The sequence below is a fragment of the Pseudomonas sp. MWU16-30316 genome (assembly GCF_020515645.1).
GTDB classification, from domain to species: domain Bacteria; phylum Pseudomonadota; class Gammaproteobacteria; order Pseudomonadales; family Pseudomonadaceae; genus Aquipseudomonas; species Aquipseudomonas cerasi.
Genome location: NZ_JAIZAZ010000003.1, coordinates 109,482 through 125,382, shown reverse-complemented (window position 1 = coordinate 125,382; position 15,901 = coordinate 109,482). Strand labels below are relative to the sequence as shown.

General features: G+C 57.2%; 7 protein-coding genes. 1 reads left to right on the top strand and 6 read right to left on the bottom strand.

Features of this window, described 5'->3' with window-relative positions:
- Positions 1 to 2: 2 nt before the first annotated feature.
- Positions 3 to 98 carry a K(+)-transporting ATPase subunit F gene (gene kdpF, locus LCH65_RS11620; RefSeq protein ID WP_003406089.1) on the bottom strand — a complete coding sequence of 32 codons (96 nt, stop codon included), beginning with the start codon at positions 96 to 98 and terminating at the stop codon, positions 3 to 5.
- A gap of 242 nt (positions 99 to 340) precedes the next feature.
- On the opposite strand from kdpF, the gene LCH65_RS11615 reads away from it, so the two are divergent.
- Entirely contained in the window at positions 341 to 604 is a 264-nt protein-coding gene (locus LCH65_RS11615) for a helix-turn-helix domain-containing protein (protein WP_003433074.1), read from the top strand.
- Between the two features lie 80 nt (positions 605 to 684).
- Here the strand turns inward: LCH65_RS11615 and LCH65_RS11610 are convergent, their stop codons facing one another.
- From LCH65_RS11610 to LCH65_RS11590, 5 genes are all read right to left on the bottom strand, one after another.
- Entirely contained in the window at positions 685 to 5,505 is a 4,821-nt protein-coding gene (locus LCH65_RS11610; RefSeq protein ID WP_058415990.1) for an RHS repeat-associated core domain-containing protein, read from the bottom strand.
- A 92-nt stretch (positions 5,506 to 5,597) separates the two neighbouring features.
- A complete protein-coding gene (locus tag LCH65_RS11605; protein WP_058396457.1) occupies positions 5,598 to 6,083 on the bottom strand; it encodes a hypothetical protein in 486 nt (161 codons plus the stop codon).
- 36 nt (positions 6,084 to 6,119) lie between these two features.
- Complete coding sequence (locus LCH65_RS11600) at positions 6,120 to 11,324, bottom strand: imidazole glycerol phosphate synthase (RefSeq protein WP_226439486.1); 5,205 nt, start codon at positions 11,322 to 11,324, stop codon at positions 6,120 to 6,122.
- Between the two features lie 48 nt (positions 11,325 to 11,372).
- Complete coding sequence (locus LCH65_RS11595) at positions 11,373 to 13,814, bottom strand: hypothetical protein (RefSeq protein ID WP_058415988.1); 2,442 nt, start codon at positions 13,812 to 13,814, stop codon at positions 11,373 to 11,375.
- 66 nt (positions 13,815 to 13,880) lie between these two features.
- Positions 13,881 to 15,668 carry a hypothetical protein gene (locus LCH65_RS11590; protein ID WP_096105290.1) on the bottom strand — a complete coding sequence of 596 codons (1,788 nt, stop codon included), beginning with the start codon at positions 15,666 to 15,668 and terminating at the stop codon, positions 13,881 to 13,883.
- Positions 15,669 to 15,901: the final 233 nt, after the last annotated feature.

Here is a 15,901-nt window from a genome sequence, read left to right as displayed (position 1 = left end):
GATCACTCCTGACTCTGGTCGGCGCGCAACAGCGCCACCAGCAGATAGATGAACAGCCCGACTCCCATCAGCAGAGAGATACCATCCATAACGCTCATTGAAATTTCCCCCATCAGGCAACACCGGTACGGCGCAGGCCGCGTGAGGTGATTGTCCGCAGGCAGGGTGTAAAGGCGCGAGATCGACAGGCTGGCCGGGGCGTAAAGAAGCTGTAAAAAAGCGCTACAGCCTTGACGGCGCAAGGCCTTCACGGCCCTGCGGCGCTGTCATTTATGTCAGGTTCGCGTTAGGGGATGCAGGGGTATCGTGGTGCGGCGATCTTCAGGGAAAGGACTTCACCATGCTTCGCGACAATGGAAAACCACCCGGCACCACGCCGCCTTCCCAAGCAACACCCGCCACTGTCCAGTTGACTGTCAAGGAACGACAAGTCCTGGAATGGGTGGCGCTCGGCAAATCCGCCTGGGAGATATCCCGAATACAAGGCTGCTCGGAAGCGACCGTGCACTTTCATACCAGCAATATCCGCCGCAAGTTCGGGGTGACGTCATTGAAGGCGGCATTGGTGATGGCGATCAGGCAGGGGGTTATTTTGGTGGAGTGATATACAAACGTACTTCAAGCGTCTGGTTTAAACCGGGCAACGGGAGGTAGGTCGTTGACCGGTTATGCTAAAGCACCAGGTTAGTAATCAGGATTCGAACCCAAGTAATGTCTTTCACCCTCGGGGAGTCTTATGTCACTGGGCTTCGCCCGTTTGTTACCCAGCGCTATCCTTTGTTGTTGAGCAGCGACAGCCTCATCAATATCAAACTCTTTCGCCGAGCGCTTGAACACATCTCTTGCATATGGAGTGATCGCTCGTTGCCCGACATTAGTTTTGGCAAACGTTGAAGCCTCGTACAGGTCCTGAAACGGTTGATAGTTTGCTTGTGCTTTTTTGTATTCTTTGGCGAGCCTTGAAGTATCAAGCCCTTTGGAAACTGCAAGATCAAGTTTCGTCTGAACACTTTTCAGTTCCTTGAACGCGACATCCGATTTTACCGCCTGTCTCGCCACGTGCTTGTCAATATTTACGACATCCTTAGCCGTCACTCTACTTAATCGGGCTGACTCACTGTATCTGGTCTTGAGGAGGCTTTTGGGGATATTCTTGGCCGTCGAACTGAGAGGCGCCGTAAGAAGCCTGATCAACGCCCCCCAAGGACTATGCCCCGACGGATCCACCCTGTTCACCGGATCGCCCTCAACATACGCATACCCATTCACCCCTCCCTCGCCAAACGGACTCCAGCTATCGGGACTGTTGAAGCGCATCAACACCGGGCTGTAGGCCCGATAGCCATTACCCAGCATTTGCCAGCCGGTATCCGCCTCGCTCAGTTCGCCGTTGAACCCCAGTCTGCCGTGCGGTGGATCTTCGCCGCTAGCGTGGCCGTAAGCCGTATACCACCTCCGATTGATCCCGTTGGCATCGACTTCACCGAGCACGCTGTCACTGTCGTTGGTGGCAAGCAGCACCGTCCGATCGATCTGCTGTTCGGCCAGCAGGTAGTCGTCGCCACGCATGAAGGTGCTCTGGGCATGGCTACCGAGTTGATTGGCCAGCTCTCCGTCGCGATAGAAGCGCAGGTGCCTGTCGCCGCCACGGGTCTCCCCGGTCAGTTGGTCCTGGGGGTCATACTGGTAGTGAATGCCGGCTGACGGCGTGCCTACTTCGATCAGGCGGCCGAGGGGATCGTATTTGAGCGTGCGCCCGGCTTCGTCTATGTCCAGATTGCCGTCCAGGTCATAGCGAAGTTTGATTTCAGCCGGGTAATATTGATCATTGCTGTTCGTTACCCGGCTCAACTGCACGGGATCGTCACCTTCGTAAAAATACCGGGCATTGTTGGTACCGCCATCGAAGCGGGTCGTGACAACCGTCAGGTTGTTCGCGCCATCGAAAATGAAATTCTGCGCGAGCAGGGTCCTGCCATAGGGGTCCACCGGCCGTTGAGTTCCCGTGCATTGGTATTGAATCAGGCGACCGGATGTATCGTAGCGGTAGGCTTCGTCACGGAGTATTTCCGTGCCCTGGCTCAGGGTACGCTGGACCATGTCATCCACATCGTCATAGACCTGAACCATCTGTTGCTCGACACCGTCGAGGTCAAACGTACGCTTTACTTCCCGACCCAGGTCATCATATTCAAGGCTGATCGCGACGGTTCTTTCGCGGCTGCTGTCGGCTTTGTCGGTGGTGGTGATTTTTGCGAGGCGACCAAAGACAGTGTCGTAGTCGAACGTTGAATAGACCTCACCCAGCGAGGTTTCGTAAAGACGACCGCAGTTGTCATAGCGATTGACCTGCTCCTGTCCCAGTACGTCGGTGTAAGACAGCAGCAGACCCTGTCGGCTGTAGCTGTAGAACATGTCGTAGGTTTTGCCTGCCGAGGTACGCTTCTCGCTTTTCAGCGATCCGGTACTGTAATACGTGCGATCCAGTGTCTCGCCCTGCTCCGAGGAATGAATCAGACGAGCATTCTGCTCATCGTAAGTGTAATCGGCAGCCACACCCGGCTCCGCAATCCGGGCCGGCCCCGACTCTTTCAGCGGATCGACTTCGCGAGTGGTTTCAGGTTCAGGCACAGCTTCGGACTGCACCCTGCGCCACGGCTCATCGCCGACCTGGGGCTTGTATTCATAGTCGATTTTCCGCTTGCTGGGCAGGGTTACCGTTTTGGGTTGCAGCAGACCGGGGTCGTAAACAAGCGTACGTTTACGCCCACCGGTGACAGAACTGACCAGACGATCCAGCCCATCGAACTCCTGCTCTCCCAGCACAATGCTTTTGCCGTTGTGCTCGATGCCGATACTGACGGGCAAGTCTTCGCTGCTGTAGCTTGCATAGCTGCGACGCACGATGGCCCGGCTTGGTAATGTGGACTCGATCACCCGATCGAAGACGTCGTAAACAGAGGTGGTGCGCCGCCCGCCGTTTGCCTCCCCGACAATTTCCTCGACACGGCGGCCAAGGCCGTCGTAATGGTACTGGCTCAGGCTGACCGAGTTTTCAGCCTGATCCTTTCGCTCGCTGCGGGTCGGCTGTTCGAACAGGTTCATCCAGGTCTCGGCGAACTCGCTCTTCCCGCCACCGTTGCCTTCGATCCAGCTACGCTGAATCGGGCCCTGCGATTGCGCCGTACCAATGGGGTCGGTCTCTTCGAACGTCTTGACGTTATCCGGGCCGGTGACGCAGCGCTGTTCGCCCCAATCGTCGTATTCGAAGACGCTCTTGAGCGCCAGATCCTGCTGGCCCAGCCAGTCGAACTCGGTTTCACTGACCATGAGCCCCCACGCATCGTAAACAGCCGCGTAGGTCTGGCGAGGCTTGCCGGCGCGCGCAGGGTTATCTGCGTCATCCCGCTCCTCATAGACGACTCGGTTGAGGCCATCGAAATGACTGCAGGTTTTTACCCCCTTGACGTCGATGAGCGTCTGCATGGCCCGATCAGTCGCCTTGGCACATAGCTGATACTCGTAACTTCTGGTCGCCCTGTAGGTTTCATCATTTGGTGCCACGGTTTCACTCAGTACACGACGCAGGCTGTCGTAGACGTAGCGAATTTCCACATTGTTGTCATCGCGATTGAGCAAGGGTTCGCCGTTGAGCAGAGAATCCTCCAGCGTGATGACCTTCTTCGCGCCATCGAAGCCGGTCACGGTCTGTACGGTTTGCAGCACCATCGCGGCGTAACGGTTGCTCTCAGGGGAACCCTTAACGAAGCGCTCAGCGAAGCCATCAGGCGAGCCTTGGGCCGGGGTCTCGAAGGAGCGCTTGCAGATGCTGTAGGCATACGCTGTGCTGGTCACCTTCCCGCCCATGATCACTTGCTGCAGTTTGAGCCGACCGTGCAGGGCTGCGTTGCTCGGCTCATCGAAGTATTCATAGGTCGTGCGTTGCTGTTCCTGCTCAGGGGCCTGCGTCAATAAGGTCTCGCTTTGCGGTGCAAGCCATTCCTGTCGCTGGCCGCCATCCACCGCAGGCAACGCCAGGTAGCGATAGCGGGTGACAAGGACCGGTGCCTTGCCGTAGCTGGACAAGGCCGGGATGACCTTGCTGCTTTTCATCCAGCGGACGAAGCCTTCGGGGTCTGGCGGGCATCCGTCCTCACCGGCGGCCGGATACCACTCACTGACCTCGACCACACCGTTGGCCTGAGTCTGAGTGAGCAGATTACCGTGCTTGTCATACGTGCTGCTGACAGTCTCGCTGCGCGGCACACTGCCGTCTGACGACAGCCGCCAAGTGGTCTGCACCTCTTTGGGTAACTGGCAGTAGGCTGGCTGAGTCAAAAAGGGTTGTCCCGGCTCGATGTAGTAACGAGTGTCCACCTGCTTGACGGTGAGGTTCTTGCGCGTGGTTTCTCGAGTGAGCAGGTGAAACTGGTTGAAGGTCCGTTCGATGCTGCGCTCGGCATCAGCCTTGCCCGCGACCTGGACACGCCATGTCTCGGTCGACGAATACTCGTACGGCTCCGCCCCGAGGTATCGATACAGATTGTCCAGACCATTGTCTTCCCAGGCGATATCCAGCCCTGCGCCCAGAAAGTTGCGCTCGCGCCCGGCGCTGTCCTGGTAAGTGTAATAAACGTCCATTTGCGCCTGACCCAGGCCGGGCGTCGTGCGATGGCGCGTGACTCTGGGCAGAGCGGGACGTGCCGCCCTCGCAGGAAACTGATGGCCGCTGTCGGTATAAAAGACCTCTTCCCGACCGCCAACGGGTGTTTCCACCGACGTGATGCATAAATGCTCACGGATCGTGCTGTATGCAAAACGCCAGGAAGCAGCATTGTCGGTCGGCAATTCGATACGGTTGACATGGTGATTCGATCCGGCCAGCACCATCACGAAGGTCGCATCCGGGCCCTCGCCAGTGGTCATGCGCAGCTTCACCGACGTTGCGTCGCGGCTGATGCCGAGCAGGACCTGACCCGAGTCATCCTTGATTTCGCTGAGCATTTGATGCACGCCGAAAGAGGCATAACCCAGCGTGACACTGTGGCCTTCAGGGGCAAATACGCGCACCGGCAGCGCGACTCTGTTGGTGCCGCTGCCGCGCATTTCAAGCTGCTCAACCAGACCGGACTTGTGCATCACCCGGTAGTGGTTATCGTCCTCCTTGTACAAGTGGAAGCTGTCGATTTTCTTTTCCGACATCAGCATCTGGCCGTTGCCGGTACTATCGACCTTGAATGTCTCGCCGCTGCTCAGCGATACGATCTGGTTACCAGGATCGTACTGCGACAATGGCAGGTTCCAGCCAAGACCAAAGCCGCTGTCCAGGCGGTTGAGAGGGTTATAACTGAGTGCCAGCGGCATGCCCGGGCCACGCAATCCGTTGGTCTTGACGTCGGGCAAGGTGATCGCCACCGTGTATTGCCCGGTGCGGGGGTCAACGCCGCTCTGTACATAACTGAGAAAGTTGAACGCGTTGGAGTGTACGGAAGTCGATGCTGTCATGTTCCATGAACCTCGAACGTTATGTATTAAGATAACCGCCGCCCACGGGGGCGACGGTTAAGCAGGCCTGACAAGTTCAGTTGTACTAACGACTAACTCGATACATCGACACGGACGCAGGACAACTTGCCTTTTATATTTTCATCACCGTCATACGCTTTGATCACAACAACGCCGCGACTGACGATGGTGCCGACCGGTTTGCTTCTGAGCTGGTCGATGGATATCCATTTTGTTGTCAAGGGGTCGATATACGTCTCGAGCCCAAATACCCAGCCTCCCGAATCATTACAGTCTCTGGATTCCAGGTAAATCTTCATGGCTGAGCGCACATTATCCAGCTTGATAAAACTCATCTCATCGTTCGTGCACGAATGATCGCCCTTGTTGAGATAAACCGTGTCGTCCTGGGCGGTAAAGGTGCAGTTCTTGCCTCCGCCATCAGCGTTTGCTGCGAGCATGATCAGTCGAACCGCCTGTGCCTGGGGCTTTGGCACGGGGCTGTGGGACGGGACGAGCGTACAGCCTGTCAAACCCGTAAGCGCCATGCAGGCCAAGGTTTTACTTAACGCATTCATGATAATGACTCCCTGTCAGTGTGTTGCATCAATGCCTCATTCGGGCAGCGTTTCCGAATAGAAGGTATGCATGAGACGGTTGCGCCTACCGGCGCCGTCGGCCAGAAAACCGATTCGCCGTTTATGGGCATTGCCTTGCTTATCGACCAACAGAACTACCAGTTCACCCGTCAATTTATCGCGTGCGGGGTCACCTTCCGGGATGTATTGAAGGCCCCGGAGGCGGTGCAGGCTGATGACCAGTTTGCCGGCCTCGAATACGGACATCTTGACGTCAATGTCCAACGACTTAATATCGCCCATCACGTCCTGAAGCGCGTCGTCGAAGTGCACTTTGCTTACATCACCGGGAACCGCCGGGTCGTCGAAGATAAATCCCGTCCAGCTGAACATGACTTCGTTTTCCTGCTGGCTCTCCCAAAGAATGATCGACGTATTGATCACATCACTGTCAGGCTCGGAGGGCAGAAACTTCAGCGTCTGGAAACTCACCCATTGCTGGGTATCGGGGTTAATGGCAGCCAGCGTCCAGTAATCAGTAGTCTCGAACTGGTAATCGAAATGCACATCCTCACCGAAGTCCGGAGGCCCCTCCACCGGCGGCTCAACCGGAGGATCTCCGCCATCCCCATGAGCACGCCGAGGAAGGAAGGTGTAATTGCGGGAATCGAACGTTGGCAAGCGTCGCGGCGTTATTTCAACCGTGCTGTTCACATCTTCATACCGCACAGAGGTCCACCAAAAGCCGGTAGCGTCGGCCCGGAAGGTCGCGTGGAAGACGCCGACAAAACCCGTTTCCGCCCGACTGTGCAGGTAGAAGTCCTGCACGACTGGCCGTTGCGCATCCAGGCCCGATTCAGCAGCGGAGATGCCGGTCCCGGACAGCTCGAAACGGTTATGTTGACTGCGCACGCGCCACGCCTGCTTATCGCCCTCGGACATGCCGTCGAGAGGGGGGAGTACTGACTCGATATTTTGGCCGGTTTCATCGTCTACCAGACGCATGGAGGCCCTTTCAGTGGGACTCAGCTCGTACTCGATTTCGTTGTCCGGCATCACCTGGGTCTTGACCTGCAGCCTGATTTGCTGATAACCGTTGGGGTACAGATTACCTTTGGTATTGTCAGGCGATGACGAGCCAGGGACCGTGATGGTAAACATCGACATTTCGGTCCAACTGCCTTCATCGATGACCTCGGATAATTCGATGACGCTATAGCCGCACGCCAGAACCACCCCGTTGTTCACCACTTCACAGCTCACCACGCTACTGGCGACAAGCGTCTGATCGGGAGGCATGAAAAGCCCCTGCCGATCAACAGTGCCTGGCCCCCCCACCACCTTCCAGCGTCGCTCAAGCCCGGGCAGCAGTGCGCGGTCATCCTGTAGCTGCACCGCTACCTTTGGCCGTGCTCTGGGTACGAAAGCCGGCTCGACACGCAGCATTTGCTGCCCGTTGGCAACAAGCACCGTTGCGATGCCAAGGTCATTGCCCGACGCTTCTATCTGTTGCACGGCCAGCGCTCTTTTCCCGGACCTGGCATCCGGACTGAAAAGCGCGCCCTTGCCGGCCTCACTCAACCTGCCAAGCTCGGAGCCCAGCAACGCCCAGCTCACCGGGCTGCCGTCAAGCGTCGAAGCCGCCAGCGAGACCGTTTGCAGCGCAGCCCCCCCTGGCACTACCGTTACACGTGGCGCCAACTCCATGCTGCGTGATACCACACCCACCAGCGCCGAGACCTTGACGACAGCGCCTGACTCTTCATACGTGGCTGTGATTACCACGCGCAGCGCGTCATGGCCGATCGCCTCAATACCCGCCGCCGTGTAGACGCCGCTGGAAGAGATGCTGCCGCTTCCGGCAGCCAGGTGGCTTTGAATGCTTAATGCACTCCAGCTGGTGGCCGGTATTTCTTCGTCTTGCGGGTTGCACAGGACAAAACGCTGGGTCTGCCCGGCCGTCAGGGTCGAGAACAGGGGTGTGATACTGGCCTGTTTCGACCGAAGGCCGCCAAACAACAGCAGGTCATCCGGGCGGTGCTGCTCAAGTGGTTCGAATACGCATCCACCGGTGAACTTCAGGCTGTCCGCCACCTGCAGGCCTTCACGCTCGATCATCGACTGAGTCTCCTGCGAGAGCATCAGCACCGTGCCGTAGGTTGACTGACCGTCTGCCCCACGATCATCAGGTATCGGATAAACGAAATCATCTGTCGGCGGAAACACGCCTTCGGCGTCGCTATCCTGCGCGTGCATGAACAGCACAAGCGCGCCATCACCGGTCGTGTCCATGCGCGCATCGCTTGAACGCGGCGCGGCGCGGGTAACAAGCCGCAAGCTGCCTGGAGTCTGAACATGGTAGCGATTGAGCTGTGCCTGCAGCACTGAGAAAACCCGGCGATGAAGCGCAATGTCCTTGAACGCCTCAGCAAAGAAATCCGCCAGTCGCTGGTTGATCGCCTCATTGACGCCCCCCAGACTACAGGCAACGCCAGCCCCGCCGGCCAGATCGAGCAGCACATGCCCCTCCTCATCCACGAAGAGCTCGACAGTCATCGCCAGCCTGAAGCCCATGGGCTCGCTGATGATGAAGCTGCCGGACACGGTAGTTACACTCCCCTCCGGCTGATGCAAGCCGCTGTAACGGCCAGACACGATGTTCATCGTGACGAGGACACTGCTGGAGCCCGGCGAGTCAGGCAGAAACGACAGGACCGGCACGCCCAGCTCGACCTGTTTCAGACGAACAGTGTCGCCTTGTCGCTCATCCACCACGATGTCGCCGGTGAACAACGGCAAGAAGGCCAGATCCTGATAGCGCTCGATGTATTGTTGCTCTATATGCCGGTTGAGCTCGCTGCGACTGACTGCCGCGACGGCTCCCCAGCCTTGGGTCAAGGTACCTGCACCCGCTCGCTGCACAATACCGCTCAATGAACGGGGCATTGCGTTAGCCGCCGTGCCCCCCGCTGTCCCGGTCAGTGCCTGCAACACACCGGAGGAACCACTCAATGGCAGCGGCAGAATCAAGTGCCCGGCCATTGTGCCAAAAACCTCGTCTTCAAATTCTGCAAACACGACAACGTAGCGTTCGGGTGCTTTGGCATCACTGCTGTACACACCCGTGGCGTCTATAGAGCCCGGCCCGTCAATACTCCAGGTGACTGGAAGGTCACGGCCATTGACGACGACTTTCAGCTCGGCACGCTGATCATTGACGCTGGCAAGCGTTATGAACAGCATCGGAGGGTGGCGAACGACCAGTACCTGAATCGATTGGGTGTGCTGATCGTCGCTGACCGTTATTGTGTCAAGGACATAGGTATTCCCTGCCCCCCCTGCACCGGCGACGTAAAACTTCTCATGCGATGCATCAACGCCGTCCTCAAGCGTCCCGCTTTCTCCGGCTACCGGATCGACCACCGTCCATTTCAGGCTGGTTGCACGCGAACTGCGTGCTGTAAGCGCTACCCGCTGACCGTGATTACACACCTGAATCAACGGGCTGACGCTGACGCTGCTGGTGAGCACCGTCACCACAGCGGTACTGTAATGCCCCGACACCGGGTCCATCGCCTTGATCAGTACACGCTGAAAACCCTGCTTTGCGGGCAGCGCTGCGGGCGCCGTATACCGACCCTGCTTATCGATTTCTCCCAAACCTTCAGTACCGTCATCCGATGGATCTTCCAGGGTCCAGACGATGCCCGACCGCGCAGGCTGGGTGGTCAATTGCAGCGCTTCTCCCGTAGCGATCAATGCCTGGTGCCCGGCGATACTGAACGTCGACGCACCGGGATCGATGCGTCCGAACACGACCTGGTCATAAGGCAGGCGCTTGAGTACAGGTTGCAACACTTGCTCGTCAGGCAATAACCAGCCGCCCAGAAAACGCTCGGCGCCCGTTGCATCCAGGGTTTTGCTCAACCCTTGCAGCAACGCGTGCTTGACGGTGTAGGCCACGAAACCATTGACCTGCTCCAGCTCCCCGGAACTCAGGTTGTTCAGTGTTCCTGGAGCGGCGCTGACTTCATGGTCGAACAGGTAAGGTGTATAAAGATGCCCTTCCACTGCCTGACCATCCGACCCACCTTCGGTCAGATGAAACTCATGCCTGAGGCTGATGTTGAAGGTAGCGTTGTGCGATTGCCATTCATCGCTGTCCAGCGCTCTGTAGCGAAAGCCCAGCGTGCAGGGAAATTCCCAGGTCTGCGTGGTCTGGGCGTACTCGAAGTCAATGGTCAGGGGATGCTGGGCGTTGAAGGCCTGAACGCTGAACGGTTCCGATTCAAAGACGAATTCCGCGCTGCGATATTCTCCAGCCGGAACTGCAAACGTGCCGGCCTGAGCGACCATCCGCTGCAGCGGTTTATCGTCCGGAACGCTGAAACTGAAGTCAGGCGCTTGCAGCATTTGTATCACCGCATGGCCAAAGGCAGCACGGTGCAGTGCGTGAGAGGAAAACACAGCGGTCGCCGAGTACGACTGCTGAGCATCGTTGGGAATCAGGTAACGGAAGTCGGAGTCGCCACCCGGAATCCCGCCCGTCACGCCGTATTCCATGGTCGCAAACAGCAGCAACGCGCCTTTTTTATGGACCGATACAGCATCGGGGCTTTCAAGCTGTGATCGCACATCGATTCTACGTACATTGAGCAATTCGTTGCTCTGCTCGTTGAAAATACCCAGCCTGAACTGCTGCTCATGATTTTCCGGGTTGCTGAACCAATCCTGAAAAAAGTCGCCGATCTTCTCTCGTTCGGTAGAACCGCCCGGAAAATCCAGTGAAAGGTTTTCAGCCAGACCAAGGTCCACCACCAGATCCGCGCTTTGACTGCTCAGTTCCAGATCGAAATCCAGGCCTGGCGCGTTCAGTGGGTCGTAGGCTGCGATTCTGTGAATATTGTGCTGCCCTTGAGCGTTCTCTATCACGGTATGCAAACCGGCGATAACTGAAATGCGCCAGGCCAGCAGCGAATGCTCCAGAACGCTGTGCTTGAACGACAAGCCTGGTGGCCCGAGAACGCAGCCCGAGAAAATATGGCAATCATGTGTATCGGGAATCGTGATACTTCCGTCCGGCACCGGACGCGACATTCCCTGGGCCAGACTCTGTTGGTAAACCTGGTCGAGGAGCTCGTTGACCTTGTCGCCATCCAGAGCAATGATCGCGTCCCAGCCTCTGAGACGCGTGGTATTTTTCATCCATGCCAGCAGACTTTCCGCTGAATAACCAGCCATGACATCACCTCCTGTGATGTTGATATACAAAGACCGATGCGCATTCGGTCAGGACGCCGGTACTTCTTTGCCCTTCATCAATTCCAGCTCCGGGGCAAACCCGCCCACCGGTAGCGGCAATATGATATGCCCCTCCATGACGTCAAAGACTGGATGATCGGCCTCGGCAAAAATAAGCACAAACCGGTCAGTCGACGATATGTCGGGGGTGTACAAGCCGTCACTGATGCTCCCGCTCCCGGCGCCTACTCTCCATTTGACGCCAGGCAGCGCAACGGCATTGGCAAACGCTTGCAGTTGAACCTGATCGGCACGAATGGTCACAACGTCCACGGGCTTGTCGACCTTCGCAACCTCCAGAACTTCAGAAACCTCCACGGTTTTTACGACTTTCACCGTTATCAATGGGGTCTGATGCTTTACCAATACCCACGACGAAACACTCGCCTGCCCGCCGGTCACGACTATCTGATCCAGAACATAGGTTTTGCCGGGCACCTTGTGCGCCGCGACGTAACGGTGATCACCATCAGCCAGTGCACTGCCCTCCAGAACACCGCTTTCGCCGGGAACCGGATCCTTGAGCGACCAGTGCATTTCTTCTGTGCCGAGCGAACCTGCCTCAAGCTCCACAATCTGCCCGGCGTCACACACCTGAATCAACGGATTGACGGTGATCGGGTTGGTCACGATCGTGACCAGCGCCGAACTCTGATAGTTGGAGTTCATGTCAGTGGCCGTCACCCGAACACGCGTGAACGCAAGCTCGGTCAAAGAGGCTTCTGGCGCGTAATATCGGCCGGTGCCATTGATGGCACCGAAGTTCTGCGCATCGCCCTGCAGACGTTCGACACTCCAGGTCACATTCGCACCCGGCGGTTGAATGGAGAAGGTGGTGGAACTGTCGACCACCATCAGATGCTCCGCCGGGCTGACGACAAAGTCTGCCCCGGAGCTGTTGATGCGGCCGAAGGCGGCTATGTCTCTGGGCCCACGCAGTACATCAGGCACAATGGCTTCGTTGAAATTGAGATCGATACTGTCCCGGATGAACGAACTGATCGGCACACGAGTAGCGAGTTTGCGTGCCAGTGCGGCTTTGATGTCGGACTCGAACGGGTCCTTGTTCAACTTCTCAAAATTGCTTTTTACCGCCTCTATTAAAAACAGTAATGAAAAGCTGTTTGCTGGTGGAGGGATCTCCACGAAAGTCAGGCCATCGATGATGGTGTTTATCGTGAGGCTGGGGATCAAAACCAAGTCGTTGTTTTCTTCGGCGAAGGTATAAATGCACCGTACATCGACCGTGACGACCTTGCTCATGACCAGCAGCGCCCCATGGCCTGGCAACGTAAGCACAACGCCGGGGGTTGCTTTGGACTTCCAGGTCAATGCCACCGTGCCATCGGCAATGAGCTCCACAGACAAAGGCGTGCTCCCCAACGCATCAAGCCAGGTCTCGGTTTTGTAAACATTTGCCAGGACTGACACGCCATCGATTTGAACCTGGACATCCTGGCTGCTCGACTCGGACGTCTTCAGTCTCCCCGACGTGGCCGTCGCCTTGACCAGTCGGCCGGAGCCATCATGAACAGGTTTGAACACCACGCCTTCAATAACCGAAGCAATGGTCTTGGTCACTTCACCTATGAACAGTGCCGCCTTGAACGTACGCTCCGCACTGAACAACACGGTGGCCGAGTAATCTTTCCCGACATCATCCGGTATCAGGTATTGGTACTCTACCGGGATGTCGCCGCCTTCCTGACTGCCTTCCAGACGAATGAACACCAACACGGCCCCGTCGCCGTAGTTGGCGGCATGCGGGTCGAGAGGTGAAGCGGGATTGGTCTGGGTGCGCAGTTTGAAAGACTGTGGGTGCATCAGATTATTCGTGCCACGCTTGATCACGCCAAGCGTCCATATGCGCTCCTCGTCCGGCAACGCATTGAACAAGGCTTTGAAAAAAGCTCCGCCGAGTGCGCGGTCAGTCCTGTCAGCCGCGAAGGTAAGAATGAAATTGTCACTGTCCTTGAGGTCGAGCCGCAGCCGGCCATCGCTCTCGATATTGCCCGGGACCCTTTCCAGCGCGAGATCCAGTGTCAGCTTCGGACCTTGCAGCGCATCGATATGGATGACCCTGTAGGCTTCCCAATTATCGACGTTATTCTTCATCGTCAATTGGGTTCCGCCCAGGATCGAACAGGTCAATGTCGCATGAGACTGACCGAGGTTATCGTTCGAGAAGGCCAGCCTGGGCGCATCCAGAATAAAATTGTGAATGCATTCTTTAAACCCTTCGCTCAGTCTCACCTCTCCGCTCACAGGCTTTAGATAGGTATCCGACGAAAAACGCGCGACATACTCCTGAAGCAACAGGTTATTCACCTTGCCTCGGGCCATTGCAGCGATGGAGTCCCAACCCCACATAACATTATTGTCGAGGTCTTTCATCCACTCAGTCAGGTGGTTCAGCGTGTTATTGGCCATGGGGTTACGTCCGTGTATGTGTGGGGTCATGCCAGTGGCTGTTGCGTCCTGCGCCAGCCTGCCGGCCTATAAAAAAAGACCATCCAGTACGATGAAATTAATAGACGGAAACTGTGTGTAATTCGCCCCGTCATCAAAGCTGACTTCGACCGTGACGATGTTGGTCAGACTCTTTCTTTGCAGACTGTCCAGGAAATCCCTCGGGATGATCACCGGCACCTGCCTGGCATCGTATTCCGCCTCAGTGAGCGGTTCGGCGGCGCCGGTACGTAGCCCGAGCGCTTGTGGCGAACCCGACTGGGACAAGCCAGTAACCTTGATTCGTACCCGTTGCCCGGGTGCCATGTAGGCCCAGGATGCCAGCTCGAGAAGCGCACCTTCCGGTGGCACACAGCCAAGGTAAAGCAGGGTATCGGTAACGCGTGGTCGCATGATCTGGATATATGGCCAAACGGGGCCCAGGCCTCTGACTTCCAGCTTGAAGACTGGCGAAGTGCCTGATTGCAACGGTGAAACGACGCTGTAATAGACGCTCACCCACTTGTCCATATTGGCCGGGACCGCTGTGGACGGGATGATGAACAGGTGCGGGTTGTCTGGCGAAGGATCGGCGATAAAGCTGCCCGTGCCTGTATTGCCCTCCCAGTGCATCTGTATCGTGTAGTCGTCGCCGATGAACACATCTTTCGGTATGCGAATTCTCACCCCGCTCAGCAGCAACGAGGCATGGATATAGCCCACTACTCCCCATTCTTCAGCGCTCTCGATCTGGGCGTCGTCGATAACGGGCACAGGAAGATCGAGCGGACGGCTCAGCGTTACCTTGAGCGGCAACGAGCTGGCGGCATGGCCCGGTCGCGCATACTGATACATCAGCTCGATGTTCTTGCCGTTATTGGCAGAAAGCCAGGCCTTCGCCAGCGAGAACTGCAGCACGCCACTGTCGATATTGGATATGTCGGCCCTCAGGGTCTGCACCAGCTGATTGCCGCTGGAGATGTAAACCACGACATCGTCATTGATCTGCATGCCGAAAGGATCGATCAGCAGGGTGATGCCGCCAGGGAAGGCTTCCGGGTCCAGTGAGCCGCCGCTGAAATCCTTGATCTTCAAGGCCGGCAATAACGCCAAGGAGGGTATGACCATGGCCAGCGACTGGGTGACCGAAACCGTTGTCAATGCGGGATCGCCGTACTCGATGAGGTAGCTCATCAGCGCGAAGCCACCCGTTTCAATTGGCACCAGTTCGTTAGTCGGTATCGACCACTGCAAAGGCTGGCCCACCTCTTCCAGCGCCAATACCCGGGACAGGATAACAGGGAGCGCGAAACTGCCGTCACTGTAATAAAGATCCAGTGTGAGGGTCACTCTGTCGCCCTCGCGCATGGCCAGATACGACGGCGTCACGATCGACAGCTCAGAAAGATCCCACAGCAGGCCGGGGTCAAGCTTCAGATCGTGAGACTCCTTGCATTGCGGCACCCCCAGCCCGGCGGCGGCTGACGGACGTTTGCCGACATAGAAGAACAGGCGCTGGGATTCCTCGATGCTGCCTTCGACTACATACGAGTAAAACACCCAGCCCTGGTCAAGCCTCATCAGCAACGGGTTAGTGATCATCAGCAGCATACCTTCAGGCTGCAGCCCCGCGACCTCGATCAAATCGTTGACGTAGTCGTCCACTTCGCCCAGGGCGCCGCAACCTCGCCAGTTGGGCATGAACCGATCGCCGTTCTTGATCCCTGGGTAGTCGATCCAGGTGGTCAGGTCGGCACTGCCCAACTGATCCAGATCGAGGTAGTTCCCGGGCTGCTGCAAGTCAGGCACCTTGGGGGCGGGGAAATTCAGCGCCATGAGTGAGACTCCTTTCTCGTTTCCGCTGAAATGGGTAGGTCGCAAGGGTTGACCCTGCAAGTGCGGATAGGACTTTTTTTACGCCGATGCCCATCGGTTGCCCACTAGCACTACTGCTAGGTTGTTGCCCGGGTAAGGACTGTTAGGGTTAGGCAAGACTTCCAGCCACACGGACGCCTCAGGGCGTTCAGGCTTGGGGGTCGTCAATGACCAGAGCGCAAGGACTGCACAAT

Bases quoted from the DNA above. Each gene is read 5' to 3' on its own strand.
- LCH65_RS11595 (WP_058415988.1), bottom strand. From the start codon at position 13,814: ATGGCCAATAACACGCTGAACCACCTGACTGAGTGGATGAAAGACCTC.
- LCH65_RS11610 (WP_058415990.1), bottom strand. From the start codon at position 5,505: ATGACAGCATCGACTTCCGTACACTCCAACGCGTTCAACTTTCTCAGT.
- kdpF (WP_003406089.1), bottom strand. From the start codon at position 98: ATGAGCGTTATGGATGGTATCTCTCTGCTGATGGGAGTCGGGCTGTTC.
- LCH65_RS11615 (WP_003433074.1), top strand. From the start codon at position 341: ATGCTTCGCGACAATGGAAAACCACCCGGCACCACGCCGCCTTCCCAA.
- LCH65_RS11605 (WP_058396457.1), bottom strand. From the start codon at position 6,083: ATGAATGCGTTAAGTAAAACCTTGGCCTGCATGGCGCTTACGGGTTTG.
- LCH65_RS11590 (WP_096105290.1), bottom strand. From the start codon at position 15,668: ATGGCGCTGAATTTCCCCGCCCCCAAGGTGCCTGACTTGCAGCAGCCC.
- LCH65_RS11600 (WP_226439486.1), bottom strand. From the start codon at position 11,324: ATGGCTGGTTATTCAGCGGAAAGTCTGCTGGCATGGATGAAAAATACC.